The sequence below is a fragment of the Photobacterium lipolyticum genome (assembly GCF_003026475.1).
In the GTDB taxonomy this organism is placed as follows: domain Bacteria; phylum Pseudomonadota; class Gammaproteobacteria; order Enterobacterales; family Vibrionaceae; genus Photobacterium; species Photobacterium lipolyticum.
In genome coordinates, this window is sequence record NZ_PYMC01000016.1 from 21,828 (window position 1) to 48,508 (window position 26,681).

At 48.1% G+C, this 26,681-nt stretch carries 22 protein-coding genes; 12 read left to right on the plus strand and 10 right to left on the minus strand.

Annotated features, from left to right (window positions below; genetic code table 11):
* The first annotated feature begins 34 nt into the window (after positions 1–34).
* From hslR to C9I89_RS17995, 4 genes are all read left to right on the plus strand, one after another.
* Positions 35–442 carry a ribosome-associated heat shock protein Hsp15 gene (gene hslR / locus C9I89_RS17980; RefSeq protein WP_107284702.1) on the plus strand — a complete coding sequence of 136 codons (408 nt, stop codon included), beginning with the start codon at positions 35–37 and terminating at the stop codon, positions 440–442.
* A gap of 20 nt (positions 443–462) precedes the next feature.
* Complete coding sequence (hslO, locus tag C9I89_RS17985; protein WP_107284703.1) at positions 463–1,341, plus strand: Hsp33 family molecular chaperone HslO; 879 nt, start codon at positions 463–465, stop codon at positions 1,339–1,341.
* Between the two features lie 322 nt (positions 1,342–1,663).
* Positions 1,664–3,295: a phosphoenolpyruvate carboxykinase (ATP) gene (gene pckA, locus C9I89_RS17990; protein ID WP_107284704.1), complete on the plus strand. Its 1,632-nt coding sequence runs from the start codon at positions 1,664–1,666 to the stop codon at positions 3,293–3,295.
* A 245-nt stretch (positions 3,296–3,540) separates the two neighbouring features.
* Positions 3,541–5,586, plus strand: a complete 2,046-nt coding sequence (locus C9I89_RS17995; protein WP_107284705.1) for an AsmA family protein — start codon at positions 3,541–3,543, stop codon at positions 5,584–5,586.
* Here the strand turns inward: C9I89_RS17995 and C9I89_RS18000 are convergent.
* From C9I89_RS18000 to C9I89_RS18010, 3 genes are all read right to left on the minus strand, one after another.
* On the minus strand, positions 5,541–6,461 hold the full coding sequence (locus C9I89_RS18000) for a bifunctional GNAT family N-acetyltransferase/hotdog fold thioesterase (protein WP_107284706.1): 921 nt from the start codon (positions 6,459–6,461) through the stop codon (positions 5,541–5,543). The genes C9I89_RS17995 and C9I89_RS18000 overlap by 46 nt on opposite strands.
* A 118-nt stretch (positions 6,462–6,579) precedes the next feature.
* Complete coding sequence (dtd, locus tag C9I89_RS18005) at positions 6,580–7,017, minus strand: D-aminoacyl-tRNA deacylase (RefSeq protein WP_107284707.1); 438 nt, start codon at positions 7,015–7,017, stop codon at positions 6,580–6,582.
* On the minus strand, positions 7,014–7,979 hold the full coding sequence (locus C9I89_RS18010) for a virulence factor BrkB family protein (protein ID WP_107284708.1): 966 nt from the start codon (positions 7,977–7,979) through the stop codon (positions 7,014–7,016). The genes dtd and C9I89_RS18010 overlap by 4 nt, the downstream gene beginning before the upstream one ends.
* Positions 7,980–8,088: 109 nt before the next feature.
* Between C9I89_RS18010 and C9I89_RS18015 the strand changes: the two genes are divergently transcribed.
* Entirely contained in the window at positions 8,089–8,730 is a 642-nt protein-coding gene (locus C9I89_RS18015; RefSeq protein WP_107284709.1) for a DUF2959 domain-containing protein, read from the plus strand.
* 4 nt (positions 8,731–8,734) lie between these two features.
* Here the strand turns inward: C9I89_RS18015 and C9I89_RS18020 are convergent, their stop codons facing one another.
* Both C9I89_RS18020 and typA read right to left on the minus strand, forming a co-directional pair.
* On the minus strand, positions 8,735–9,268 hold the full coding sequence (locus tag C9I89_RS18020; RefSeq protein WP_107284767.1) for an AAA family ATPase: 534 nt from the start codon (positions 9,266–9,268) through the stop codon (positions 8,735–8,737).
* A gap of 225 nt (positions 9,269–9,493) precedes the next feature.
* Positions 9,494–11,323 carry a translational GTPase TypA gene (gene typA / locus C9I89_RS18025; RefSeq protein WP_107284710.1) on the minus strand — a complete coding sequence of 610 codons (1,830 nt, stop codon included), beginning with the start codon at positions 11,321–11,323 and terminating at the stop codon, positions 9,494–9,496.
* Between the two features lie 575 nt (positions 11,324–11,898).
* Here typA and glnA point away from each other — a divergent pair.
* The 6 genes from glnA (at position 11,899) to add (ending at position 20,478) form a co-directional block, all read left to right on the plus strand.
* Entirely contained in the window at positions 11,899–13,308 is a 1,410-nt protein-coding gene (gene glnA / locus C9I89_RS18030) for a glutamate--ammonia ligase (RefSeq protein ID WP_107284711.1), read from the plus strand.
* Between the two features lie 111 nt (positions 13,309–13,419).
* The gene (locus C9I89_RS18035; RefSeq protein WP_107284712.1) at positions 13,420–13,974 is read left to right on the plus strand and encodes a DUF4124 domain-containing protein; all 555 of its coding nucleotides are present in this window, start codon (positions 13,420–13,422) and stop codon (positions 13,972–13,974) included.
* A 140-nt stretch (positions 13,975–14,114) separates the two neighbouring features.
* A complete protein-coding gene (gene glnL, locus C9I89_RS18040; RefSeq protein WP_170107737.1) occupies positions 14,115–15,170 on the plus strand; it encodes a nitrogen regulation protein NR(II) in 1,056 nt (351 codons plus the stop codon).
* A gap of 70 nt (positions 15,171–15,240) precedes the next feature.
* Positions 15,241–16,656 carry a nitrogen regulation protein NR(I) gene (gene glnG / locus C9I89_RS18045; protein ID WP_107284713.1) on the plus strand — a complete coding sequence of 472 codons (1,416 nt, stop codon included), beginning with the start codon at positions 15,241–15,243 and terminating at the stop codon, positions 16,654–16,656.
* 227 nt (positions 16,657–16,883) lie between these two features.
* On the plus strand, positions 16,884–19,400 hold the full coding sequence (locus tag C9I89_RS18050; protein WP_245905520.1) for a bifunctional diguanylate cyclase/phosphodiesterase: 2,517 nt from the start codon (positions 16,884–16,886) through the stop codon (positions 19,398–19,400).
* A gap of 76 nt (positions 19,401–19,476) precedes the next feature.
* Positions 19,477–20,478 carry an adenosine deaminase gene (gene add / locus C9I89_RS18055; protein WP_107284715.1) on the plus strand — a complete coding sequence of 334 codons (1,002 nt, stop codon included), beginning with the start codon at positions 19,477–19,479 and terminating at the stop codon, positions 20,476–20,478.
* Positions 20,479–20,587: 109 nt separating this feature from the next.
* Here add and hemN read toward each other — a convergent pair whose 3' ends face one another.
* The 5 genes from hemN to C9I89_RS18080 form a co-directional block, all read right to left on the minus strand.
* Complete coding sequence (gene hemN / locus C9I89_RS18060; RefSeq protein ID WP_107284716.1) at positions 20,588–21,961, minus strand: oxygen-independent coproporphyrinogen III oxidase; 1,374 nt, start codon at positions 21,959–21,961, stop codon at positions 20,588–20,590.
* Between the two features lie 163 nt (positions 21,962–22,124).
* Positions 22,125–22,598 carry a DUF2489 domain-containing protein gene (locus C9I89_RS18065; protein WP_107284717.1) on the minus strand — a complete coding sequence of 158 codons (474 nt, stop codon included), beginning with the start codon at positions 22,596–22,598 and terminating at the stop codon, positions 22,125–22,127.
* A gap of 12 nt (positions 22,599–22,610) precedes the next feature.
* Positions 22,611–23,153 (minus strand): Der GTPase-activating protein YihI, encoded by a 543-nt coding sequence (gene yihI / locus C9I89_RS18070; protein WP_107284718.1) that lies wholly within the window; start codon positions 23,151–23,153, stop codon positions 22,611–22,613.
* Positions 23,153–23,794, minus strand: a complete 642-nt coding sequence (locus C9I89_RS18075) for a class I SAM-dependent methyltransferase (RefSeq protein WP_107284719.1) — start codon at positions 23,792–23,794, stop codon at positions 23,153–23,155. The genes yihI and C9I89_RS18075 overlap by 1 nt, the downstream gene beginning before the upstream one ends.
* Positions 23,795–24,535: 741 nt before the next feature.
* A complete protein-coding gene (locus C9I89_RS18080) occupies positions 24,536–25,153 on the minus strand; it encodes a c-type cytochrome (protein WP_107284720.1) in 618 nt (205 codons plus the stop codon).
* A gap of 157 nt (positions 25,154–25,310) precedes the next feature.
* On the opposite strand from C9I89_RS18080, the gene yihA reads away from it, so the two are divergent.
* Positions 25,311–25,994, plus strand: coding sequence for a ribosome biogenesis GTP-binding protein YihA/YsxC (gene yihA, locus C9I89_RS18085; RefSeq protein ID WP_107284721.1), 684 nt, complete (start codon positions 25,311–25,313; stop codon positions 25,992–25,994).
* Positions 25,995–26,681 lie beyond the last annotated feature (687 nt).

Consider the following 26,681-nt stretch of genomic DNA (forward strand, 5'->3'; position numbering starts at 1 on the left):
TTTTTAGCGCCCATTTTTGGGTAAGGAGCCCGTTGTGAGTCGTCAATCATCGAATTCAGACCCTCTCGAGGTCCGTCTTGATAAATGGCTATGGGCAGCGCGTTTTTATAAAACTCGATCAATTGCCCGAAACATGGTCGATGGTGGCAAAGTGCACTACAACGGCCAGCGCTCCAAGCCAAGTAAAATTGTCGAAGTCGGCGCTGAAGTCCGAATAAGACAGGGCAACGAAGAAAAAACGGTCATCATTGAGAAACTGTCAAGTGCACGCCGGGGAGCGCCGGAAGCACAAACCTTATATAAGGAAACGGCAGACAGCCTTAAGCAACGTGAGCAACATGCACAAATGCGCAAGATTAATGCTTTTGACAGCCCAAGCCCTGATAAGCGCCCCGATAAAAAACAACGACGCGATATAATTAAATTTAAGAGCAGTAACTAATTGCTGGAGAAGACAAGCTAATGACAAACGATAATCTGTACCGTTACCTATTTGAAGGTGTATCTGTACGTGGTGAGCTCGTCCAGTTAGGCGACACATATCAACGCATCATTTCCAGCAAGGAATACCCGGCGCCAGTGCAGAAGCTTTTAGGCGAACTGCTTGTCGCAACCAGCTTGCTTACGGCCACTCTGAAGTTTGAAGGTTCGATCACGGTACAGCTGCAAGGTGACGGCCCGGTAAAGCTCGCGGTCATCAACGGCGATCACGATCAGAAACTACGTGGTGTGGCTCGTTGGGAAGGTGACGTTCCTGCTGAAGGCAATATCCATGACCTGATGGGTAGAGGCCACCTGGTGATCACTATTACCCCAACGAAAGGTGAACGCTATCAGGGCGTCGTGGGCTTGGAAGGCGACAGCCTGGCACACAGCCTGGAAGGTTACTTCGAAAAATCAGAGCAACTGAAAACCCGTATCTGGTTACGAACGGGAGAGTTTGCCAATAAAGCAACGGCAGCAGGTATGCTTCTTCAGATCCTGCCTGACGGCCAAGGCACCTCTGGCGATTTTGAACACCTTGAACAACTCACCGACACGGTAAAAGACGAAGAATTATTTGGTCTTGATGCACAAGACGTGCTTTTCCGCCTGTACCATCAGGAAGAAGTACAATTATTCGATCCACAATCGGTTGAATTCCATTGCGGTTGTTCACGTGAGCGCAGTGGCTCTGCTATTTGCTCGCTTGACCGCGCTGAAATCGAACATATCCTGGCCGATAAAGGGAAAGTCTCGCTGCACTGCGACTACTGTGGTACCTGTTATGACTTTGATAGTATTGACGTGGCAGCATTACTAGAGAGTTCATCTGCAGGCGACAACAGCCAAGTACACTAATTAATTCTCACCCCGTAAAAACACCTGCAAATGATAAAAATAGCCGAATTCATTTCGGCTATTTTTTTACCTGAAGCACACCTTTTCCCCGTGATTACATTATCTTACATGCTATTTCCCCGTCTTTTTTTAAGAGAAATATTAATCTCAGCCACTAGCGTAATCACTTTACACCACTGTAAACTATCTCTCACACGGATTTTATGACTTTTACGCAAACTTAACATTTCAGTGGTTATTTTTTGATAAGCCTCCCTGAATTAGCCTGTTAGGGTTGCTAGCATGGTCAACAGTTAAACATCATCTTACCCAAGGAGCACCTATGACTGTCATCAACGTCGAGAAAAAGGTTGCAAAAAGCGTGGATCTGTCTAAATACGGTATCAGTAATGTTACAGATGTCGTACGTAACCCTTCGTACGAAGCTTTATTCGAAGAAGAAACCAAGCCGGGCTTAGAAGGATATGAAAAAGGTACCGTAACTGAACTTGGTGCAGTGTCTGTTGATACTGGTATTTTCACCGGTCGTTCGCCTAAAGATAAGTTCATCGTTAAAGATGACACTACCCGCAATACCCTATGGTGGGCAGACCAAGGCAAGAACGACAACAAGCCAATTGATCAGAACGTTTGGAATGAGCTGAAATCACTGGTAACTAACCAGCTTTCCGGCAAACGCCTGTTTGTGGTTGACGGTTACTGTGGTACCAACCCAGATACCCGCCTGTGCATTCGTGTTATCACGGAAGTCGCATGGCAGGCTCACTTCGTGAAAAACATGTTCATCCGTCCGGCAGAAGAAGAGCTTGAAAGCTTTGAACCTGATTTTGTCGTCATGAACGGCGCGAAGTGCACCAATAAGAAGTGGGAAGAGCATGGTCTGAACTCTGAAAACTTCACAGTCTTTAACCTGACGGAAAAAATGCAGCTGATCGGCGGTACCTGGTACGGCGGTGAGATGAAGAAAGGTATGTTCGCAATGATGAACTACTTCCTGCCGCTGAAAGATATCGCATCAATGCACTGCTCTGCCAACATGGGTGAGGATGGGGATGTAGCAGTATTCTTCGGGCTATCCGGTACAGGTAAAACCACCCTGTCGACCGATCCTAAACGTGCCCTGATTGGTGATGATGAGCATGGCTGGGACGATAACGGTGTCTTCAACTTTGAAGGCGGCTGCTACGCGAAAACAATCAACCTGTCTAAAGAAGCGGAACCTGATATCTACAACGCCATCCGTCGTGATGCGTTGCTGGAAAACGTGACCGTTCGTGGTGACGGTGCGATTGATTTCGACGACAACTCGAAAACTGAGAATACCCGCGTTTCATACCCTATCTACCACATTGAAAACATTGTTAAGCCAGTGTCGAAAGGCGGCCATGCAAACAAGGTGATTTTCTTGTCTGCTGACGCATTCGGGGTACTACCTCCGGTATCAAAACTGACACCAGAGCAAACTAAGTACCACTTCCTGTCAGGCTTTACCGCCAAACTAGCCGGTACTGAACGGGGTATCACTGAACCAACGCCAACCTTCTCTGCGTGTTTTGGTAATGCGTTCCTGACTCTGCACCCGACCAAATATGCTGACGTACTGGTTAAGCGTATGGAAGCGGCAGGTGCGGAAGCCTATCTGGTGAATACCGGTTGGAACGGCACAGGCAAGCGTATTTCGATTCAGGATACCCGCGGTATTATTGATGCCATTCTTGATGGGTCTATCGACCAGGCTGAAACCAAACATATCCCAATCTTTAACCTGGAGGTACCAACATCACTACCCGGTGTTGATCCTGCCATTCTGGATCCGCGTGATACTTACGTTGATCCTCTGCAGTGGGAGAGCAAAGCAATCGATCTGGCTGAGCGCTTCATTAATAACTTCGATAAGTATACTGATACTTCAGAAGGGGCCGAGCTGGTCGCGGCAGGTCCGCAGTTAGACTAACTTCACGACGGTACTCCAAGCCCCTCTTTTGAGGGGCTTTCTTTTTCTGTTTCTGCAATACCGACAAAACCAAAAATCGAATGTAAACGGTTCATCCCCATGAAAGTCGATCACCGCTATGAAAAACAGTGTATTTCCTTGCAGCTCACCCGATTTTACGCCACTCTGAGTAACACTAAACTGACTAAGATCCTGATCCATACAGCGTTTTGTCAGCAGCTTGGTATAACAGAAGGAAGGTATCAATGCGTACTGTGGGGAAAATTTTCGCAACCATCGTGGTGCTACTGCTATTAACCAGTACCATTATGCTGGCATTACTCCACACCCAGTACGCCACCGCTATCATCACCCGTACCATTAATACCTTCTCTGACTACCAACTCAAGGCTGATAACATTGCCTACCACATCAGCGATCCCTGGCACCTTCAACTAGAGCAGCCGCAGCTAAACTATCGCCAAGTTCCCGTGTTAGAAGCAGACCAGTTGCAATTATGGCTGGCTCCCCAGCAATTATTCAAGCAAGGCTGGTATTTCGACAGCGTATTAATAGAGGGTACGGAACGCATGCAACCCATCGTTCTTAAGACTCTGCCCGCTATTTATATTGCACGCCTGGCACTCAATAACCTTAACATCACTTCGCCAGCCATCAGCCTGCAAGATGCTCGCTTACAGATAGACAACTGGAATAGCCAGGCTCAACCCTGGGGGCAATTCAGTGGTGACTTCCAACTCTCCGCTTCCCGGCTCAGCTGGCAGAATATCAAACTGAAGAATGTCCTCATTGATGGTGACCACTATGACCAAAAATGGAAACTGTATGGTTTTTCTTTTGACTGGCAACACGCCAGCCTTAACGGTCAGGCCGAGTACTTAGCTTCCGACGTACAACCTGACTCTCTCATTCTGCACCAGCTCACTCTGACCGGGTTACAATTACAGGACCCGACTCTGCTTGAGCAATTCAAGACGCAACTGACACAATTAGAAGCTACCGATTTAACCTTGAATATCAAACGCCTTGATATCCTGGAAAGCAGTGTGGAAGTGCCCGGGCATGCTTTCAATTCGGTGAATTTATCGCTGCAAGACTGGCACTGGCCAGCGACTTACTGGCAGCAACAAAACGCCCACCTGTCCCTCAGTGCCAGTAGTATTCAATGGCAAGAGACCGTGTTTGAGGAACCTCTGGTTGAACTGTCTTTTGCCCCGCAACAAATCACTATCGATGGCTTGTCGGGTAAAGTCTTTGACGGTTTTATCCAGACCGATGGCGCATTAACGCCGGATCTGCTGGCACTCAACCAAGTCACCATCAATGGCATTAGATGGCTGCGCCCCGAACAATGGCGGCAATCCGCCGCCACACTGAACCGGGCATTTGATGATATCAGCATAACAAAACTGGACGTGGGCTACGCCCAGCTGACAGATAACAACCCATCCTTCCCTTTCCAGTTGACCGGGCTGAATATCAATGGCGAAGATCTGCTCCTCAAACGTCATGGACAATTGGGATTATGGCAGGGTGAACTGAGCGTCAGTGCCGGTTTTGCCAGTGTTAACCGAGTCACGATGATTGAACCGTATCTTATGATGCAAAGCGAGGCTGGAAACTGGCAGCTGACTCAGGCAATCGTCCCCTTCAAAAACGGCTTGCTGGACGCAACCGGGGAAGTTCAGCTTGATCGGCCAGGTCAACCCTGGCAGTTATTCCTGCAAGCCGACAGTATGCCGACCAGTACCTTACCTTATTGGTTCCAGCTGCCTCTGCCGTTAAGCGGCGCAATGGATATCACATTATCAGCAACAGGACTGGCACAGCATCAGACCAGCCTGGCTTACAGTTTAAGTGGCGAGTTAACCGCCGGATTCCGGCAATTACAATCGCGAGAGCTGACAACTGAGCAGCTATGGCAACTCTGGAGTCAGCCCGGCAAAGAACAGACTGATATTGACTGGCAAGCCCGCAACAGTTCAGACAATTTATCAAACCACTTATCAAAAAACGTATCAAACAGCACGGCCGATGCGTCAGCACCGGTTCAGCCGTTTTCGGCAACACCATTGCATATTACCGCCGATCGCGGGCGCCTAGTGATTGAGCCAATAACACTGAGCGGCAACGGAATCGAAGCTAATCTACAGGGGAAATGGGATCTGGCCAATTCGGCCGAACAAGCCGTTAAGCTGCAGGCAAAGCAAGGCTGCCAGCAGCTCGTCCGCGAATGGGAAGGAGATCAACGACGGCTGTCGCTCTCTTCCTGTAATGGAAACAACAGATAAGTACCGGTGAATATGGAAGCCCGTTGCTCACCACTGTAAACGCTCACTTCGACCGTCACCCGGTCTTTTCGGCCACTCGCCAGGCGCTCAAAATCACCGCTCAAGCTCTCGACACCAGCCACGGCACGTGGACGCTCTTTCACTGGTGCGACATAACGGATATGGCTATCCACCAGCACAATGTCAGCTTGCAGTTTGCGCTCTTTAATCAGCATCCAGATAAAACCCCAGCCCGCTAACGTCGCCATGGTGAAAATACTGCCGGCAAACATAAACTCACTCGGATTGAGGTTGGCATTGATCAGTGCGCTGACTTCAAAACGGAAACCGGTGTACTGGCTGATTTTAACCCCCATTTTGTCACTGATCGGAATTTGATATTGCCATAACTCCTGTAACTCCTGGCACCATTCCGGATGGCGCACGACATCTGTTAGCGGGTCGAGATACTTCAGCATCTGCTGGTGACGCACCGGGCCGCGTTCATCTCTCAGCTCTCCCTGGCTGGCAAAGCTGTTTTTAAGATAAAACGGGATCGCGTCTTCCCGGGCATTACAGACCAGCCGCTTCGCACCTTCCTGACGAGCCAGCGACTCCAAGGCCATCAGGACTAACGCCCCCATGCCCTTATGCCGATATTCTGGATGCACTGCCATAAAGCGGATCTGCCCATCATTATCCGGGGTCATATACAACCGGCCGACAGCTATGGTTTCTCCTTTATCATCCACAATCATTCGATGGCAGCTCAGCTCATCGTAAGCATCCCGTTCAGAGCCAACCGGCATGTGCCAGGGTTCACGTAACATACGCCAGCGAAAATGATAGTAGCTCGCTAACTCAGTATCCGTTTGTGGTGTGATCAGTCGAAACATGCCATCCCTCTCCTGCATTACCCGGTAGGTTATCGTTATCCTTCGCGAAACAGACCAGCCTGGCTAATTAATGATAGTTTGCCCCCTGCTATTAAGCGCAAAGCTTTATCAATCAGGTTTAAACCTGAAGCCAAAATGTCACGGGGCCATCATTCAATAAAGCCACTTTCATATCAGCAGCAAAAATACCGGTTTCAGTCTGAATTTCTTTATCCCTACAACGTTCGACAAAATAATCGTACCAGCGTTCTGCATCTGCGGGCGCGGCACCGGCTGAAAAGCTCGGCCGCATGCCGCTATTTGTGTCGGCAGCCAGAGTAAATTGCGACACCACTAAAACGCTGCCACCGACTTGCTGGACATTCAGATTCATTTTTCCGGCGTCATCTTCAAACACGCGGTAACCCAAAACCTTATCACGTAAACGCTGCGCTTTTGCTTCATCGTCTCCTTTCTCTACCCCTAGTAAAACCAGCAAACCTTTTCCGATGGTACCTGTTACCTGACCATCGACAGTCACACTGGCTTCACTTACACGTTGAATTAGCGCAATCATTTACTTTGTTCCTTCTCACTTTTTGTTTCAAAATGGCTTGTTACGTCAGAATGTTGTTTAACCTCTGCACCATCTTTATCAGAGTGGGCAGGCTTTGCCCGGTCTGCAACCGCCCAATGTGTTCGCTCACCTAAACTGGCGGTAATTTCCGCCCCCAGCAGCACAATACACCAGCATAAATAGACCCAGACAAACAGGATCGGGATCACGGCCAATGCGCCATAGATCACCTGGTAGGAGGGAAAGTTGGTGATGTAGAGGGCAAAGCCCTTTTTACTCAACTCAAACAGCACACTGGCCGTCAAGGCACCAATCAGGGCATGGCTCAACTTCACCTTGATATTGGGCACCAGCAGGTACAACCCCAGAAACGCACAGCTCGACATAATTGCCGGTAGTCCGCGCAGCATCTGTTGGAACAGACCGCTGACCGCTTCGCTATCAAGCAATTTCAGCGATCCGAGATAAGAGCTGACCGCAATGCTGGAGCCGACCAGAATGGGGCCTAAGGTTAACACCATCCAATATATTGAGAATGAAATCACCGGACGACGCTTCTCATGAACTCGCCAGATATAATTTAGCGATTGATCAATCGATGACATCAGCATCATGGCGACGACAAACAGTGCACCCACACCGACCGCCGTCATCTTACCTGCGTTGGCGACAAATTCATTGAGATACTTTTTCACGACCTCACCGGCGGCCGGCACAAAATTTTCAATGACAAAATTTTGCAATAAGTCCCCCAGACCGGCAAAAACCGGAAAAGCAGACAACGCCGCTAACACTACGGTGATCAGAGGAACCAGTGAAAGCAAAGTCACATAGGCCATCGAGCCTGCGGTGACGGTTAGCCGATCGTGGCCAATACGCCGGTGCAGGTAGGTAAAGTAGGCAAAGCCAATCTTGGCCTGCCGGGAAAATTGGATCTTGTCAGTTATTTTATTGTCAGCCATATTCATTTAATCTATTGGTATATATTTCAAAGTCTAATACGGATTGCTCTGCACAGTTGGAAATCCTATCCCCGTGACAGGCTCAGTTACCCCAGACAAGGAACCCGATATGCCTTACTTGCTTGCCATCATTTTAAGTACCACCCTGTTATCAGGCTGCCAGAGTGCCTACTATTCTGCCATGGAACAAGTCGGCGTCCATAAGCGTGAGATTATGGTGGACCGGGTTGAAGACGCCACCGAAGCTCAACAAGATGCTCAAGCCCAATTTACCAGCGCCCTCGATGCCTTAAAAGCCCTTGACCAGTTTGACGGCGGAGAACTGGAAGCGACCTACAACCGAATTAATGATCAGTATGAAGCCAGCGCTGATGCCGCCGAAAAAGTGAGCGAGCGTATTGCCGCCATCGAAGATGTCGCGGATGCCCTGTTTGACGAGTGGCAAGATGAGCTGGCGCTATACACCAGCACCAACCTCAAACGCGACAGTGAAAAGAAACTCAAAGCCACTCAGGCGTCTTATCAGAAAATGTTAACGGCAATGCACCGTGCCGAGAAAAAAATGACGCCGGTACTCAATACGCTGCGAGATAACACCCTATACCTGAAACATAACCTCAATGCCGCAGCCATTGGCTCCTTGCAAGGTGAGTTTACATCACTGCAAAATGATATTCAGCGAGCCATTATCGACATGCAAACCGCCATTGATGAATCTGAACGCTTTATTGCCAGGCTGAAGAACACCTAATACCTTAAGCCTTTAGCGATATGCGAGCCAGCACCCAGCTGGCCCGCTCTTCAATACTTCCCCACGGTACCGCCATCACCTCATAACCCAAGCTTTCATAGGTACTGATCAGCTGTTCATGAATCGCCTGCGCTTCAGCAAAGCTATGAGGACGCTCTTCATCCTGGCAATAAGTCATATCATGTGGCGCACAAAAAAACACTTGTTTGGCATAACCCGATGAGGCATCAATATAAGGTTGGCTGACTGGCTCTCCGCCGATGGTCAGGTAAGCGCAAATATCCGGGACTGCCCGATCAACAAAGGCTGGCATGGTGCCTTTCTCAGCAAAACGACGTTGTTCTGCCATCATCTCCAGACACAGCTCAGCAAAGGCCGGTAGGTTGGTCCAGGGTAACACGCCATTCGTCAGAGTGGCTTGTTGCTGAATTAAGGTGCGAGATACTTCAGGGAAGACTAAATAGCCTTTGTTTCCCAACGCATTGAGTAGGGTGGTTTTACCCGCACCCGGACCGCCGGTAATAATAATTGGCTGCATACTGCTTCGCTCATCGTGCATTAAGCAACCAGTATACTGTAAAGTGGGCGGGCTGTGGAAAATCAAACCTGTGGTAGCAATCGGAATAATGACACCAATTCGATGAATGTCAGTTCAGAGCATTGCCAGCCGTTTGATATGCCTGGATCGAATGGGTTCAGATACAAAAATCCCGCCATGGCGAAGCCAGTGGCGGGATTTTTTTAGCTTACGCTTCGTGGCCGATTACTTCGGTGCACGGCTCGCACGCTTACGATCGTTTTCAGTAAGAAGCTTCTTACGGATACGAATACTTACAGGTGTTACTTCTACCAGCTCATCGTTATCAATGAACTCTAGTGCCTGCTCAAGTGTGTACTTGATGGCAGGAGATAGCGTCTGCGCTTCATCTGTACCAGATGCACGAACGTTAGTTAGCTGCTTACCTTTAAGACAGTTAACCGTTAGATCGTTAGCACGGTTATGAATACCGATGATCTGACCTTCATACACTTCGTCAGCGTGTTCAGCAAACAGACGACCACGCTCCTGAAGGTTGAATAGTGCGTAAGTTAGCGCTTTACCCGTTGCGTTCGAAATCAGAACACCGTTGTTGCGCTGACCGATAGTACCGCCCTTGTGAGGACCGTAGTGATCAAATGAGTGGTAAATCAGACCTGAACCAGACGTTAGCGTCATAAATTCAGTCTGGAAACCGATAAGACCACGAGAAGGCATCATGAAGTCCATGCGAACACGGCCTTTACCATCTGGTGCCATATCCGTAAGTTCACCTTTACGCAGACCGATGTTTTCCATGATACCGCCCTGATGCTCTTCCATCACGTCGATAGTCACGGTTTCAAACGGTTCCATTAGCTGACCATCTTCTTCTTTGATGATAACTTCAGGACGAGATACTGCCAGCTCAAAGCCTTCACGACGCATGTTTTCGATCAGGATAGACAGGTGAAGTTCACCACGGCCTGAAACACGGAATTTATCTGGATCGTCGGTTTCTTCAACACGTAATGCTACGTTATGAACAAGTTCTTTTTGCAGACGCTCAAGAATGTTACGAGAAGTAACGTACTTACCTTCTTTACCTGCGAACGGAGACGTGTTCACCTGGAAAGTCATGGTAACTGTTGGTTCATCAACAGAAAGAGCTGGAAGCGCTTCAACTGTATTTACGTCACAGATAGTGTCTGAGATCTTCAGTTCACCAAGACCTGTAATAGCGATGATATCGCCTGCTTTAGCTTCTTCAACTTCGTGACGCTCAAGGCCAAGGTAACCAAGAACTGTACCGACTTTACCGTTACGCTTCTTGCCTTCAGCATTGATGATAGTCACTTGCTGGTTTGGCTTAACAGAACCACGAGCGATACGGGCAACACCGATTACGCCAACATAAGAGCTGTAATCTAGCTGAGAAACCTGCATCTGCAGGGCGCCGTCAACGTCAACACTTGGTGGTGCAACATTGTCAACAACCGCTTGGAACAATGGTTCCATATCGTCGCCAATAACACCTTCTTCCATTGTTGCCCAACCGTTTAATGCAGATGCATAAACAGTTGTGAAATCTAGTTGCTCATCAGTCGCGCCCAAGTTATCAAACAGATCAAAGATTTGATCCATAACCCACTCAGGACGAGCACCAGGGCGGTCAATCTTGTTAATGACAACGATTGGCTTAAGACCGTATGAGAATGCTTTTTGTGTAACAAAGCGAGTTTGAGGCATTGGGCCATCAACGGCATCAACGATAAGCAATACTGAGTCAACCATTGACATGATACGCTCAACTTCACCACCGAAATCAGCGTGTCCCGGGGTATCTACGATATTGATGCGGTAGTCATTCCAGTTAATTGCCGTGTTCTTAGCAAGAATGGTGATGCCACGCTCTTTCTCGATATCGTTAGAATCCATAACACGCTCTTCGGCTTCGCCGCGACCCTCTAACGTGCCAGATTGCTGTAGTAGTTTATCAACCAGGGTAGTTTTACCGTGGTCAACGTGAGCAATAATTGCGATATTTCTTAAGTTATCGATCTGTTGATTAGACATGGATTTCACATTCACTCAGAACATGCAGCGACCAACGGTAGGTGCTACTTGATTAAAAAAACGGCTCATAATCTAACAGATTTTACGCTAAAACCCACGTAATATGTGATTTATATCACCGGTTTTTTTTTAGCCCGAGTATAACCCCCCCTCTCCCTCACTGTTTATGCATGCTTACAACCGATAAAAGACTGTGCCCACAGTCGCTCAGCGCTTCTCGAAAGCAGTCGTTATCACAAGTCAGCAAAATATCATCGCGGTCTTTGAAACTTCCGATTAATCCAAAAACTAGCGTGATTATGCAGTGGTCAGATTGACAATATAATTACATAGGCGAATAGTAGGGACGCACCATCATCGTGAATACCAGCACCAATGCACCACAATGGTGCGATCATTCACCATAGTGGTGCAAAAATGGATTCCCTTAGCCCCCAATGCGCCGTAAGTGGGCGATTTTGGGGCTTTAAAAAATTGGCACGCTTTTCGCTATATCTTATTTAGATTCGCTCTGCACAGAGCAATGAAAATTTTTGCGGCCAGTTGCCCAATCTTAACACCGGAGGTTACTCAAGATGTCAGTAGAAAATGTACTAGCACTGATCCAGGAAAATGAAGTTAAGTTTATTGACCTACGCTTTACCGATACCAAAGGTAAAGAACAGCACATTTCTATTCCTTCTCATCAAATCGACGCTGATTTCTTTGAAGAAGGCAAAATGTTCGATGGCTCGTCTGTTGCTGGCTGGAAAGGTATCAATGAATCAGACATGGTAATGATGCCTGACGCTGCAAGCGCAGTGCTCGACCCGTTCACAGAAGACGCAACGCTAAACATTCGTTGCGACATCCTTGAGCCTGCCACCATGCAAGGCTACGATCGCGACCCTCGTTCAATCGCTAAGCGTTCTGAAGAATTCATGCGCTCGACGGGCATCGCAGACACCGTGCTGGTTGGCCCTGAGCCAGAGTTCTTCCTGTTTGATGATGTTAAGTTCAGTACCGACATGTCTGGTTCTTTCTTCAAGATTGATGACGTTGAAGCGGCCTGGAACACAGGTTCTGACATCGAAGGTGGTAACAAAGGTCACCGTCCTGGCGTTAAAGGCGGTTACTTCCCGGTCGCACCGGTAGATTCATCACAAGATATCCGTTCTGCTATGTGTCTTATCATGGAAGAAATGGGTCTGGTTGTTGAAGCGCACCACCACGAAGTTGCGACGGCTGGTCAGAACGAAATCGCTACCCGTTTCAACACCCTGACAGCGAAAGCGGATGAAACCCAAATCTATAAGTACGTTGTTCATAACGTTGCTCACGCATTTGGTAAAACAGCCACTTTCATGCCTAAGCCACTTGCCGGTGATAACGGTTCTGGCATGCACGTACACCAGTCACTGGCAAAAGACGGTGTAAACCTGTTTGCCGGCGATAAGTACGGCGGCCTTTCTGACATCGCGATCTACTACATCGGCGGTATCATTAAACACGCTCGTGCAATCAACGCATTTGCAAACCCGGCAACTAACTCGTACAAGCGTCTGGTTCCTGGTTTCGAAGCACCTGTTATGCTGGCATATTCTGCCCGTAACCGTTCTGCTTCTATCCGAATTCCGGTAGTATCAAGCCCGAAAGCTCGCCGTATCGAAATTCGCTTCGGTGATCCGGCCGCGAACCCATACCTGGCATATTCAGCAATGCTAATGGCTGGCCTTGACGGTATCCTGAACAAGATCCACCCGGGTGAAGCGATGGATAAAGATCTTTACGATCTTCCTGCCGAAGAAGCAGCTGAAATCCCAACCGTTGCAGAATCGCTGCAAGAAGCGCTTAAGTGCCTGAACGAAGACCGCGAGTTCCTAACTGCGGGCGGTGTATTCTCTGATGATTTCATTGATTCTTACATCAAACTGAAGTCTGAAGACGTTGAGAAAGTCAACATGGCTGTACACCCACTTGAGTTTAATCTTTACTATTCTGTATAAGTAATAAATACATTACTCTACAGCTAAGACTTAGGCCTGCTTCACAAGCAGGCCTTTTTGATCTTGCGGTCTCTCCCCAAGCTGAAAAACTAACAAATTTGGGAGGCCGAAATGCATATACCATTTATCTTGATAACGTTATTGAGTCTGCTGATCTCGCCGGCTCTGCAGGCCACTACCATCTATTCCTGGATAGATTGCGACGGTGTCGTTCACTTTTCGGATCAACCCACCGATAAGGCGACAGTCTATCAGTTCGATTCCCTGCCGAGTGCCGCATCCGCAGCCAGCCCCACCACCTCAGCACTTATCCCTTCAGAATCAACCAAGACACCTGATGCTGCTCCCGCGGCCAGCATTCGTCTTCTGTCACCGATGCATGAACAGACCCTGCGCGATAACGAAGGGATCATAGCCATCTCTGCCATCGCTAACCGCAAAATGGATCAAGGCCACAATGTACAGTTATTGCTCGATGGCAAAGCCTATGGTCACCCACAATCCAGCCTCAGCTGGCATTTAATCAATATAGAGAGAGGTAGCCATCAGCTGCAAGTACAACTTCTGAAATACGGCAAGGTTATTGCATCATCAAAAAGTATTACCGTTTACCTGCACCAGGCTTCCGTGATCCAGCGTAAGCCACCAGCAATAAAAACCAAATAATCACCCAATACTGATTTTTGGTGCACTATCGTAGGCAAACAGGCTACACTTGATTGCACCAATATGGTGCACAATATCAATCCACGTCACAGAAACGGTCATTGATCACAAAGTGATGCGTATTGATATCAACAAGGATGATGATCGTGACAGCTACTTTTACCCCTATAATTCTGGATAATTTAGTCACAGCGGTACTGTTGCTCGACGAGAAGTTAACCATTCGCTACGTTAATCCGGCAGCAGAACAATTGCTGTCGTTCAGTAAACGCCGTCTACTGAACACCTGTTTCCCCGAATTATTACAACACTCATCCCTGGATATCGGCTTAGTGCAAGCCACACTTCAGAGTGGCCAGGGACTGGCTGATAGCGACGTCACCTTTGTCATTGACGGCAAACACCATACCTTAGAGCTCAATGCCAGTCCGATTTCCTGGCAAAAAGAACTGCTGATCCTGCTAGAACTCAAGCCTATCGACCAGCAACGTCGTATCAGCCAGGAACTCAGTCAGCACGCGCAGCAACAGGCCGCCAAAGAACTGGTACGCGGCCTGGCCCATGAAATTAAAAACCCGTTGGGCGGTTTACGTGGCGCGGCACAATTATTAGAAAAAGCCCTGCCGGACCCGAGTTATATCGAATACACCCAGATGATCATTGAGCAAGCTGATCGGCTACGTAATTTAGTCGACCGCCTGCTCGGGCCACAACGCCCGGGACAGCGGCAAGTTGATAATATTCATGTGGTGTTAGAGAAAGTACGCCAACTTGTTAGCCTCGACTGTGGTGTAAATATTCAGATCCACCGCGACTATGATCCCAGCCTGCCCGACTTCACCATGGATCCGGAACAGCTGGAGCAAGCTATTCTCAATATCGTCAGTAATGCTGCGTTAGCACTGCAACAAATCAATGGCGGTAATATCACCCTGAAAACCCGTACAGCCCATCAAACCTTGATTCATGGCCTGCGCCATCGAATTGCCGCAAAAATCGACATCATCGATGATGGCCCGGGCATTCCGAGAGAGATCCAGGACACCTTGTTTTATCCCATGGTAACCGGAAGAGAAGGAGGAACAGGACTGGGTTTATCTATCGCCCGCAACCTGATCGATCAGCACCAGGGTAAAATTGAAGTCGTCAGCTGGCCGGGACACACTAAATTTACGATTTACTTACCCATAACCTAACCTGATAGCCACACACCCGTCACGCATCAGTGTATTCACCCGATTTTTATAACTAAAGGGGACCGACAATATGAGCAAAGGATTGATATGGGTTGTTGACGACGACAGTTCTATTCGCTGGGTATTAGAACGAACCCTCAATGCCGCCGGATTAAAATGTGAAACTTTTGCCAATGCCGACAGCGTCATGGAAGCACTCGAATGCAGTGTTCCCGATGTATTGGTGTCTGATCTTCGCATGCCGGGTACCGATGGGCTGACGTTGCTTAAATCACTGCAACAGGATCACCCCTCCTTACCGGTCATCATCATGACAGCCCATTCCGACTTAGATGCCGCCGTTAACGCCTATAAGGAGGGTGCCTTCGAATACCTGCCGAAGCCGTTTGATATTGACGAAGCCGTCAGTTTGGTAGAACGAGCTGTCACCCACAACCAGGAACATAAACGTCAGCAGCAGCCAGAACTAACCCTGAAGGCCGTGCCGGAGATCATCGGTGAAGCGCCAGCCATGCAGGAAGTATTTCGCGCTATTGGCCGTTTATCCCGATCTTCCATCTCGGTACTGATCAACGGTGAATCAGGTACCGGTAAAGAGTTGGTTGCCCATGCCCTGCATCGCCATAGTCCCCGTAGCAAGAAAGCCTTTATCGCCCTGAATATGGCAGCCATTCCGAAAGACTTAATTGAGTCTGAGCTGTTTGGCCATGAAAAAGGCGCTTTCACCGGCGCTAACAGCGTGCGTCAGGGGCGCTTTGAACAAGCGAACGGCGGTACTCTGTTTCTTGATGAAATCGGTGACATGCCATTAGATATTCAGACCCGCTTATTACGCGTACTGGCTGATGGCCAGTTTTACCGGGTTGGTGGTCACTCACCCGTCAATGTTGATGTCAGGATCATTGCCGCCACCCACCAGAACCTGGAGTTACTGGTCACCAACGGTGATTTCCGGGAAGATTTGTTCCACCGCCTGAATGTAATTCGCGTCCATATTCCGGCGCTGAAAGATCGCCGTCAGGATATTCCACAGCTGACACGTCACTTTCTTCAGAGGGCCTCAGATGAACTGGGCGTCGAGGTCAAAACCTTGCATCCGAGCACTGTCGAACTCATCACAGATCTTGACTGGCCGGGCAATGTCAGACAGTTAGAAAACACCTGCCGCTGGTTGACCGTTATGGCCAGTGGTAATGAAATTCTACCCTCAGATCTGCCGCCGGAACTCCTGACGACAGACGCTCCGCCAGCTGGCGACCCGACTCCCTCACACTGGCATCAGGCATTACAGAGATGGGCCAAAAGCGAACTTCAGCAAGGTAACCAGAATCTACTGGGTGAAGCCTTACCGGAGTTTGAGAAAATTTTATTGGAAACCGCCCTGGAGTACACTCGTGGCCACAAACAAGAAGCAGCCAAACTATTAGGCTGGGGAAGAAACACCCTGACTCGCAAACTCAAAGAACTGAATATGACACTGGATTAATCGCCATCCGTCATTAATATCAATAATCCAAACCGTTCAATACCCATTTGGTGATACAGCCTGGTGCTTATTGCGGCAAAGTCTCTCAGCAGGCGTGATATATATCGAAGCGTTCTTTGCATGTGCATGCAATTGACCTAAATATCTGTTAGATATAATCAGCACGACGTATTACAAAAATAAAAATAATGATTACAACCAGGCCGCTCACACTTCGGTTTGCGGTCATGTTGCCGTTTGCCCTGCTGCTCCTGCTTACCGTAGGAGTGATTGCTATTGCCCAACATAACAGCTACGAGCGCATGCTGTCAGAAGTCAGCAGCAAGCTGTTGTCGTTGAACACCCAAAATGTCAGTAATGACTTACACCGCTTTCTTGATGGCCCCTTTAATACCAACCTTACTCTGGCTGACAGCATTTCTCGTCACCAACTCTATCAACCACCACGCCTGACTCAACTTGAAGATTACTTCAGTGCGGCAATCACTGAACTGTATGCCTACCAGCAACAAATCGGCACCATCGCCTTTGGTAGTGAAGATAAGTACTTCATCGGTTTTCGCAAAAATGCGGATAATAATCTGGCACTGCTCTTGAAAGATGAACGCACTGGCAATGACCTGCACATTTATCAGGGACCGACCCATAACAATAAAACCAGTCACCAAATCCGCGATTACGATCCGACTGAACGTCCCTGGTATTTGCCATTCGCTCAATCACGGCAATCTGGTTGGTCAGAGATCTACGCCAACCTGGATGAACGACAGACCCTCACCCTTTCAGCCGTTACCCCTGTTCTCGATCACCAGGACTTACTGGGCGTAGTGGTGACAGATATTAACCTCAACCACATTGCAACATTCCTGGAACGTGAAAGCCTGCCATTCTCGGGCATCACTTATCTCATTGACAATCAAGGACGGCTGGTTGCCAATTCCACACAAACCCCCATGATCACGGCAGATAACCGTCGCCTGCTCGCCACCCAAAGCACCAATGCTTTAATCGCCACCAGCGGACAATATGTCGCCCGTCAACCGCTCCGGAATGACGAGCCACCAACTACTTTCGAGTTTACTCAGGACAACACCCGCTATTTCAGCCGTATCACTAGCTATCGCGATAGCTATAACTTGCAATGGCATATCGTGGTAACCATTCCAGAGCACGGGTTACTCGGTCAGTTACCTGCACAGCAAGAATCCGGCCTGGTCGCGGCATTCATTATCGGTTTTCTGGGCTTGATCATCGGCCTGTATATTTTAAATATCATTACCCAGCCGATCATAGATATCGCCCAGGCGTCGCAAAATCTGACCGAAAATAATTGGGACGTCCCGATCCGCCCGGGCATTAAACTCCACGAAACGGCGCAGCTGATAGCCGCATTCAGATCCATGTCATCGCGTCTGCAACGCTCGTTCAGCTCACTGAGACAGCAAATCTTATATGACGACCTTACCGGACTGCTGAGCCGGGAAGGACTGACTGACACTACCCGGGCCACATACCATAACCAACAGGGTGTTGTGGTTCTGATTGGCCTTAAAACATTTCGTCATATCAATGACAGTCTCGGTCATCACCGGGGCGATCAACTGCTCATTGCCATAGCCGAGCGCCTGCAGCAAAGCCTGCCCGACGAGGTGCTATTGAGCCGAATAGGCCGGGATGAGTTTGCTGTTTTCAGCCCGCGCTTTAGCGATCAAGCGCAAACCGACCATTTTGCCAGACAACTGTTAGAACAGTTTTACCTGCCATTTATTGTCGATGGCACCGAAGTGATGCTGAGTGCCTGTGCTGGCGTGGCCAGCGGTCAGCTGGCCGAGTCCGATATCACCGAATGGCTCCGCAATTCCAGCCTGGCCCTGAGCCAGGCGACACAGCAGGAATCGGATCCCGTCTGCCATTATCAGCCCTATATGATTGAAGCATCACAGGAAAAAACCCGCCTCTCAGCTGAATTACAGCGGGCTATCAATCATCATGAATTTGAAGTGCACTACCAGCCAATTATCAATCTGGCCAACGACACTATCAGTGGTGCAGAAGCCTTAGTACGCTGGCGAAGTCCGACCCGGGGCATGGTGCCGCCAATGCATTTCATCCCTTTGGCGGAAGAAAATGGCATGATCATCGAGATCGGGCAGCAGATCCTGTTACAGGCCTGCGAGGATACTCAAAAACAGATTGCTCGGGGGCAATGGCCACAAGATTTTTCCCTGCACGTTAACCTGTCAGTACGCCAGTTATTACAGGCTGACTTTGTCGACCAATTAAAAATAACCCTGGCGCGCTCCGGGTTACCAGCAACCAATCTGACCCTGGAAATTACCGAATCACGCTTAGTCAGCCAGCCTCTTCTCACTTTTGACATTCTCGATCAGCTGCGTCAGCTCGGCATCCATATTGCCATTGATGACTTCGGTACGGGATACTCATCGCTGGCCTATCTCACCCAGTTACCTTTTGACAGTCTGAAAATAGACCGCTCATTCGTCAATCAGATGCTGGAAAGCGATGACTACGCCACAATCATCGCAGCCATTATCACCATGACTCAAAACTTCAATGCTGACATTGTCGCTGAAGGGGTAGAAAGCGCAGAACAGGCACAGCGGCTGAAACAGTTAGGTTGTGGTTTTGCGCAAGGGTATTTTTATGCCCGCCCAGAACCATTAAGCAAATGGTCAACAGATCCAGTAAACATCAACGCAGTTTCTGCTGCCATCGAAGAATAACCACTCGGACTATAATGATTGTAATTTGTTCTTTGCGTATACTGACGCACCAGTTTCTATAGGGGCACCAATAATTATGATCACTAAGCACCTTCCTTTAACCGATCTTCACCGCCATCTTGATGGCAACATCCGCATTCAGACTATTTTAGAACTTGGTCAGAAATTCGGTATGGCACTGCCAGCGACCGATGTTGAAGGGCTGCGCCCTCATGTTCAGATCGTCGAAGCTGAACCGAGCTTAATGGCTTTCCTGTCGAAGCTTGATTGGGGAGTTGCGGTACTGGGTGATCTTGATGCGTGCCGCCGCGTCGCCTATGAAAATGTCGAAGATGCACTGAATGCCCAGATTGACTATGCTGAACTGCGTTTTTCCCCCTACTACATGGCCATGAAGCACAACTTGCCCGTCGCCGGTGTGGTAGAAGCGATCGTTGACGGTGTGGCTGCCGGCTGTCGTGACTTTGATGTCAAAGCCAATCTGATTGGTATCATGAGCCGCACGTTTGGCCAGCAAGCCTGCCAGCAAGAGCTGGATGCGCTACTAAGCCAGAAAGATAAACTGGTTGCTATCGATCTTGCCGGTGATGAGCTAGGCCAGCCAGGCGATCGCTTTGTCAGCCATTTCAAACAAGTACGAGATGCTGATCTGCGCGTTACCGTTCATGCGGGTGAAGCCGCTGGGCCGGAAAGCATGTGGCAGGCAATCCGGGAACTCGGTGCTGTACGTATTGGCCATGGCGTGAAAGCGGTTCACGATCCTAAACTGATGGACTACCTAGCCGAACATAAAATCGGTATCGAGTCATGTCTGACGTCTAATATCCAGACCAGTACCGTTGAGTCTTTTGAATCTCACCCAATTAAACAATTCCTCGACCACGGTATTCTGGCATGCCTGAACACCGATGATCCGGCAGTTGAGGGGATTGAATTACCGTATGAATATGAAGTGGCTGCACCGAAAGTTGGCCTGAGCCAGGAGCAGATTCGCCAGGCGCAAATCAATGGTCTTGAGCTTGCATTCCTGTCTGATGCTGAGAAACAGGCCCTTAAACTGAAAGCGGCCAATCGCTAGATCAAGGTGCTCCAAACCATGTGAACTGATTATTCACTATCAGTACCAAATGAAAAGCCGCTGATTGAATCAAGCGGCTTTTTGTTATCAGTAGATTGAAAGACGGTACTTAAATCACCCGCGAGAACTGCTGCTGACGGGCACGATCACGCAGGTATTTATCGAAGCACATGCAGATATTACGGATCAGCAAACGTCCTTTTAATTCAACCTGAATAACACGCTCATCGACCGTGACCAACCCATCAGTGATGAACGTTTGCAATAACTTCAGATCTTCAGCAAAATATTCTTTAAAGTTCAGATCAAAACGCTCTTCAATCACGGTCATATCAAGTTGGAAATTACAAATCAGGGCTTTGATCACTTCCCGGCGTAGCAAATCATCCGCATCAAGCGACACCCCTTTCCACAGTGCCTGATGTTTATTGTTCACATCCGCATAGTAAGCCTTCAGCTCTTTCTGGTTCTGCGCGTAGCAATCACCAATCATCGAAATAGCAGAAACGCCCATCCCCAGTAAATCACAGTCACCCTGGGTGGTATAGCCTTGGAAGTTACGGTGCAAAATACCGTTGCGTTGGGCAACGGCTAATTCATCATTCGGTAAGGCAAAATGGTCCATTCCGATAAACTGGTAACCGGCCTCGGTTAAGGTACTGATGGTGTCTTGCAAGATCCCCAGTTTTTCATTTGCACTCGGCAGCAGCTCATCTTTAAGCTTACGCTGGGCAGAAAAAAGGGCTGGCATATGGGCATAGTTAAAGACAGACAAACGGCCCGGCTTCATCGTCAGTACCTGCTCTAAGGTTTTAGCAAACCGCTCACGGTTCTGCGTTGGCAGGCCATAAATCAAATCGAGATTCGTTGAACAGAAACCTAATTCTTTGGCACGCTGTACCATGGCAAAAATGAACTCTTCATCTTGCTCACGGTTAACCAGTTTCTGCACTTCTTTATTAAAGTCCTGCACCCCGATACTAAGGCGATTAAAGCCTTCAGCACGAAGAAGATCCAGCACATCCAATTCGATTTCACGCGGATCAACTTCAATACTGATTTCTGCATCCGGGGCAAAGTTGAACTGATCACGCAACAACCCCATCAAACGACTGATTTGTGGCTTAGTCAGGAATGTGGGTGTACCGCCCCCCCAGTGAAGCTGACTGACCTGCCGATCACCAAGCAGCGTGGCGCGCTGACGAATTTCCTGTTCTAACACATCAAGGTACTGATCAGCTTTATGCTGATGGCGGGTAATAATCTTATTACAACCACAGTAATAACAAAGCTTATGGCAGAACGGGATATGCACATACAGTGAAAGTTTGCGCTCAGGATACTGCGCACAAGCCATATCAAATTCCGCCGGCGTAAATGCCTCATGAAACTCAAGGGCGGTCGGATATGAGGTATAACGGGGGCCTGAATAGTTGTATTTTTCTATCAGTACCTGATCCCAAATAATCTGCTCATTTGACATGACATACTTCCGCTATTTGTAGTTGTGGGGGGAGATAAACGATCGTCAAGTGTGCCACAGCTTGATAAAGATGTAGACTACTTGCTCGTTAATGGTGACAGAAATGCCACCTGGATCGGGTCGACCCAGGTAGTCGTTTATAACCCGCGGCTTATGCCTCAGGTTATTCAGCTTTCATTGACAGGATATCTTCCAGCTCAAGCTTAATGGTTTCTTGCAGGCGAGCTTCCGCTTTCATCCGCTGCAGATCGAGCTTCATGCGCTCTTTTTTCTGTATCGTTTGACGGTCATCACCACGCGGCATCTCTCTTACCACCTGATAAAGCTCAAACATCGCAGGGTATTTACATGCAAAGTCAATGTGCTGCTCCGCTTGCAAGACTTCCATCAGCTTATATAAGCGAATGGTAATTTCTGACATATCACACTGTTCTTGCTTACCCGCGTTGGCAATAATAAACACGCTTTCCATAATATGGGCATTGCGTTGTTTTATTTTTTCCGCCTGTTGAAGCTTCGCTCGCTCCAGAAATGCTTTCTGGCGTTGATGTTGCTGATACAACTTAAACAACAAAGACCCCGCATAAATGGCTAGCCCGGCAATAACTGTACCGGCCAAACCTAACCAAAGCGTCATATCCTGCAACGGTTACTCCTTATCGAATGAGTCTAAATCCATGTTCTCAAACTGATCAAGTAAGTCTTCATCAGTTCTTGCCCCCTTGCGTACCGGTGCTTCTTCGATAACGTCAGGCGTCTCTTCTTCAAGCAGGCCTAAGCGTCCCATCAGGTGTTCGATACGGTCTAACTTCTGATCAACTTGCTTCTGCAAGCCTGAGCCGAGTTTTTCGCCCGCATCGATACGGTCGAGCAGGACCATCAATTGCGCATCATTTTCCAACATAGCCAGCTCTTGCTCTGCACTCAGGCGTCGCTCTTTCTTGGTTGTTGGTTTCGCGTCAACGACTAACGGTACCGGCTTTTTACTGCCCAGACGCGGATCTTTCTTTTGACCATTTGCGCGATTCGCTGAATCCTGGCCAGCCGAATGGCGGCTTCCTGATTTCAAGCCTTTACGCTTCTTCTCTTTCTGGCTTTTACGCGCTTCAATATCAATTTGTGAGGTCGATTTTTCGCGGTATACAGCAGGACCTTCAGATCCTACGGTGCGACTTCTTTTCTTACGGGTCATTACTGGGTTTTCCTCAGCAAAATTACATCTGTTCCAACAAACTCGACTTCCAGACCGTCACGTTCCGCTAAATAACGGAAAGTTTCCTGGCTGAAGAAGCTCACATGGGTTGGGTCGTTTTTGTAATACCATTGCGCAAAGGCATCGGTATTAATTACTAACTTCGTCATGATCCCCAGCCATCCGCCAGGTTTTACCATGCTAAGCAGTAGCCCCCATTCCTTCGCAGGCGTGTAAAAATGTTCAATAGCCTCGGTACAAGTAACAAAATCATATTGTTTTTCTAATACCGAAGGAGTATGAGCAAAATATGGGTCGTATATCGCCATATTATACCCCATCTCTGTCAACATTAGGGATAATGTCGGGCCGGGACCGCTCCCGAAATCCAGCCCTTCGCCCGGTTTATCACCGACCCGCAGGGCTAACGGCGCGGCAAGACGATTGAGGAAACGGCGGTAACCTTCGTCATTCGGATTATTTTCATGTTGATCGTAAACGGTTTTTTCTTCTTCGGGTGGCAGTCGAGACGCCGGATCTGCAAAGATAAATGCGCAATCTTCACAGCGAAAATATGCACGACGTTTATCTTGAGAAAAATCACTGGCCGAATGGCCATTGCATAGCGGGCATGTCTGCATCGTACTGCCTCCGGAAAATGAAGCCGAAACATAACAGAAAGCCAATAAAGAAAAAAGCGACAGGTATCCACCTGTCGCTCTATGGAGCAGCCATCGATTGGCTTTAAATCCTGTCTAGTCTGTCCCTGACCAGTGAAAAAACATCCCGGTTTGACAACAATCCTTTTGTTATTAGTGCTTTCCTTGCAAGACTTATGGTTCTTCATCTCCCTGATGAATTTTCGTCTTCCGTGCCACACTCCGTGTTAATGCGGTTTATCCTTAACCGGCTTATCCATTAAGCGCGTTATCGTCCTGACAACTGAAATCACCATCCTTGTGGCTAGTTCGGGCTTCATGTCCATGCCATCCTGGCGCTTTCCGATCCCCCCGCCGTTCTCCCTGTCGACAAGCCATACTCTACCCTGATTCCGTTGGCATACAAGGTAGCTGACATACGCCTCTTTCCTGTAATATTATTTCAATATGGCTAAGAGGCTGATCCATCGAACATTGATAACCAAACCCTGATCTTCTTTCATCAACATTCGCCATCACGAATGGCAGATCTCTTACATGCGGCTCAGCATTTATCGATTTCCCACTATTTGTCCTGATCTTTTTGTTGCTAACTTGCATTTAATGCTGCCTACAACTACGCCTAATCATAAACAGTTCCTTTAGCCTCGCTTTGGCGCGGGACAAGTAGCAAAAAGGCAGCGGAAAGCTGCCTTTTAAATTTCAACACTGCAATGTGAGCACTTAGTGTAGACCACCCACATATTGGGATAGAGAGGTGATTTCATCATCTGACAGTTTTGCCGCGACCGAGCGCATCATCTCGTTCATATCATTATTACGCTGAGCGGAGCGGAATTTCTCAAGTTGAATTTTCACGTATTCAGCGTGCTGACCCGAAATTTTCGGGAAACCCGACAGGCTGGTGCCATTCCCGCGAGGGCCATGGCAGGCAGTACAGGCTGCGATGCCGCGTTCAGGATCACCAAACCGATAAAGCTGCTGGCCAACGGCTACTGATGATTCAGGCGTGGTGTTATCCGAGATAGATAATGTTGAAAAATAAGCGGCTAAATCTGCCATGTCCTGCTCAGACAACGGCATTGCCATACCGCCCATCACCGGATCGTTACGGCCTTGCTTACCACCCGTAGACATCGCTAGCTTGAATTCCTTGAGCTGCTTTTCAAGATAGCCAGAGTGCTGACCAGCAATTTTAGGATATTGCGCAATCATGCTATTACCATCGGCGCCGTGGCAAGCGACACATACCGCAGCTTTCGCTTTTCCAGCTTCTGCATCTCCCTGGGCCCAGGCTGAGCAACTGGCAAGAAGAGTCAATATCAGTGCTAATTTCTTCATGACATTCCGTTTATGATTATAGAGCTTCCAGTACCACAAGTAATGCTCAGTAACATGGTATACAATGCGACCACAAACCGAGCACGGTTTGCTACATTTTACACAATTTCACATAAAAGTAATCAGTCGACTACATGAAGACTTGACGGAGTTAACAGTGAATCAACCTCTCAACTACAGAAATACAGGCTTCATCACAAGTGCACCCGATATTCGCCACTTGCCCCAAGACACAGGCGTTGAGATCGCATTTGCTGGCCGCTCCAATGCAGGAAAGTCAAGCGCACTGAACCGCATTACCGATCAGAAAGGCTTAGCGCGTACATCGAAAACCCCTGGGCGGACACAATTAATTAACATGTTTGAGGTAACTCAAGGGTGTAACCTAATCGATTTACCGGGCTACGGTTTTGCTCAAGTGCCATTAGAAATGAAGATTAAATGGCAAAAAGCGCTGGGTGAATACCTGCAAAAACGTGAATGCCTGCAAGGCTTGGTGGTATTAATGGATATCCGCCATCCAATGAAAGACCTCGACCAGCAAATGATTTTCTGGGCGATCGAAAGCCGCCTTCCGGTTTTGGTGCTGTTAACTAAAGCGGACAAAATGAAAAGTGGTGCACGTAAATCACAATTACTAAAAGTACGCGAATCCGCAAAGTCTTTTGGTGGTGATGTACAAATCGAGTTGTTCTCTTCACTGAAGGGGATTGGACTTGATCAGGTGCGTCGCAAACTGGATTCATGGTTTGCACCTGAACTTGAACGTCAGCAAATGCTCGCAGCAGCAGAACATGGCAATACAGACACAGATGCGGCGGTAAGCGATAATAATGAATAATCATTAACGCTTTTCAGTTGATTATGGCGCTAAGGACAGGGCCATAAAAATTCCCCACCTTCCAGGTGGGGCAACGGGAGAGAAATAGGAGGTTTTTTTATTTTTGTCCAGAAAGCATCAATGATTTTCCCACCCAACGCAAGTGCTTTATGCCGTTTTTGTTGATTCTTTCACCGCTTATAATCGCGTTTTCTCCGCAATATCCCCACTTAAATCCACGATTTAATGGTTTACCAACCAATTTTTAGTTGATTATTTTCCACCGAAAATTAAGTGACTTTTTCCACCTTCAACTGCCAACGTTTATGGAATTTAATTACATCACTTTCTCACCGACAAAAAAAAGCCACCCACAACAAAATGGATGGCTATTTCAAGTATTTGCAGACTAGCCGGTCTATAAACCCGCTACCAATAACAAATATGAACAAGAAGCTAATACAGTATAACTCCTCCAGCCTAAATTTAAAGTAATTACTCTAAACCCAGATCAATAAAAATGCAGATACTCAATAGATTGGCTCTCTCAATATCGTCACAGACCGGAAAACCGGCATAAATCAAGCTTAACACCAGCAGTTCGGCTATAAAGCAACCAATCCCAAGGCGAAAATGAAGACAAAGGCCAAGATTGAGATAGCGAAGGTCCGCCACATCAGCAGCTAGATTGATTGAAAAATTAGAAAT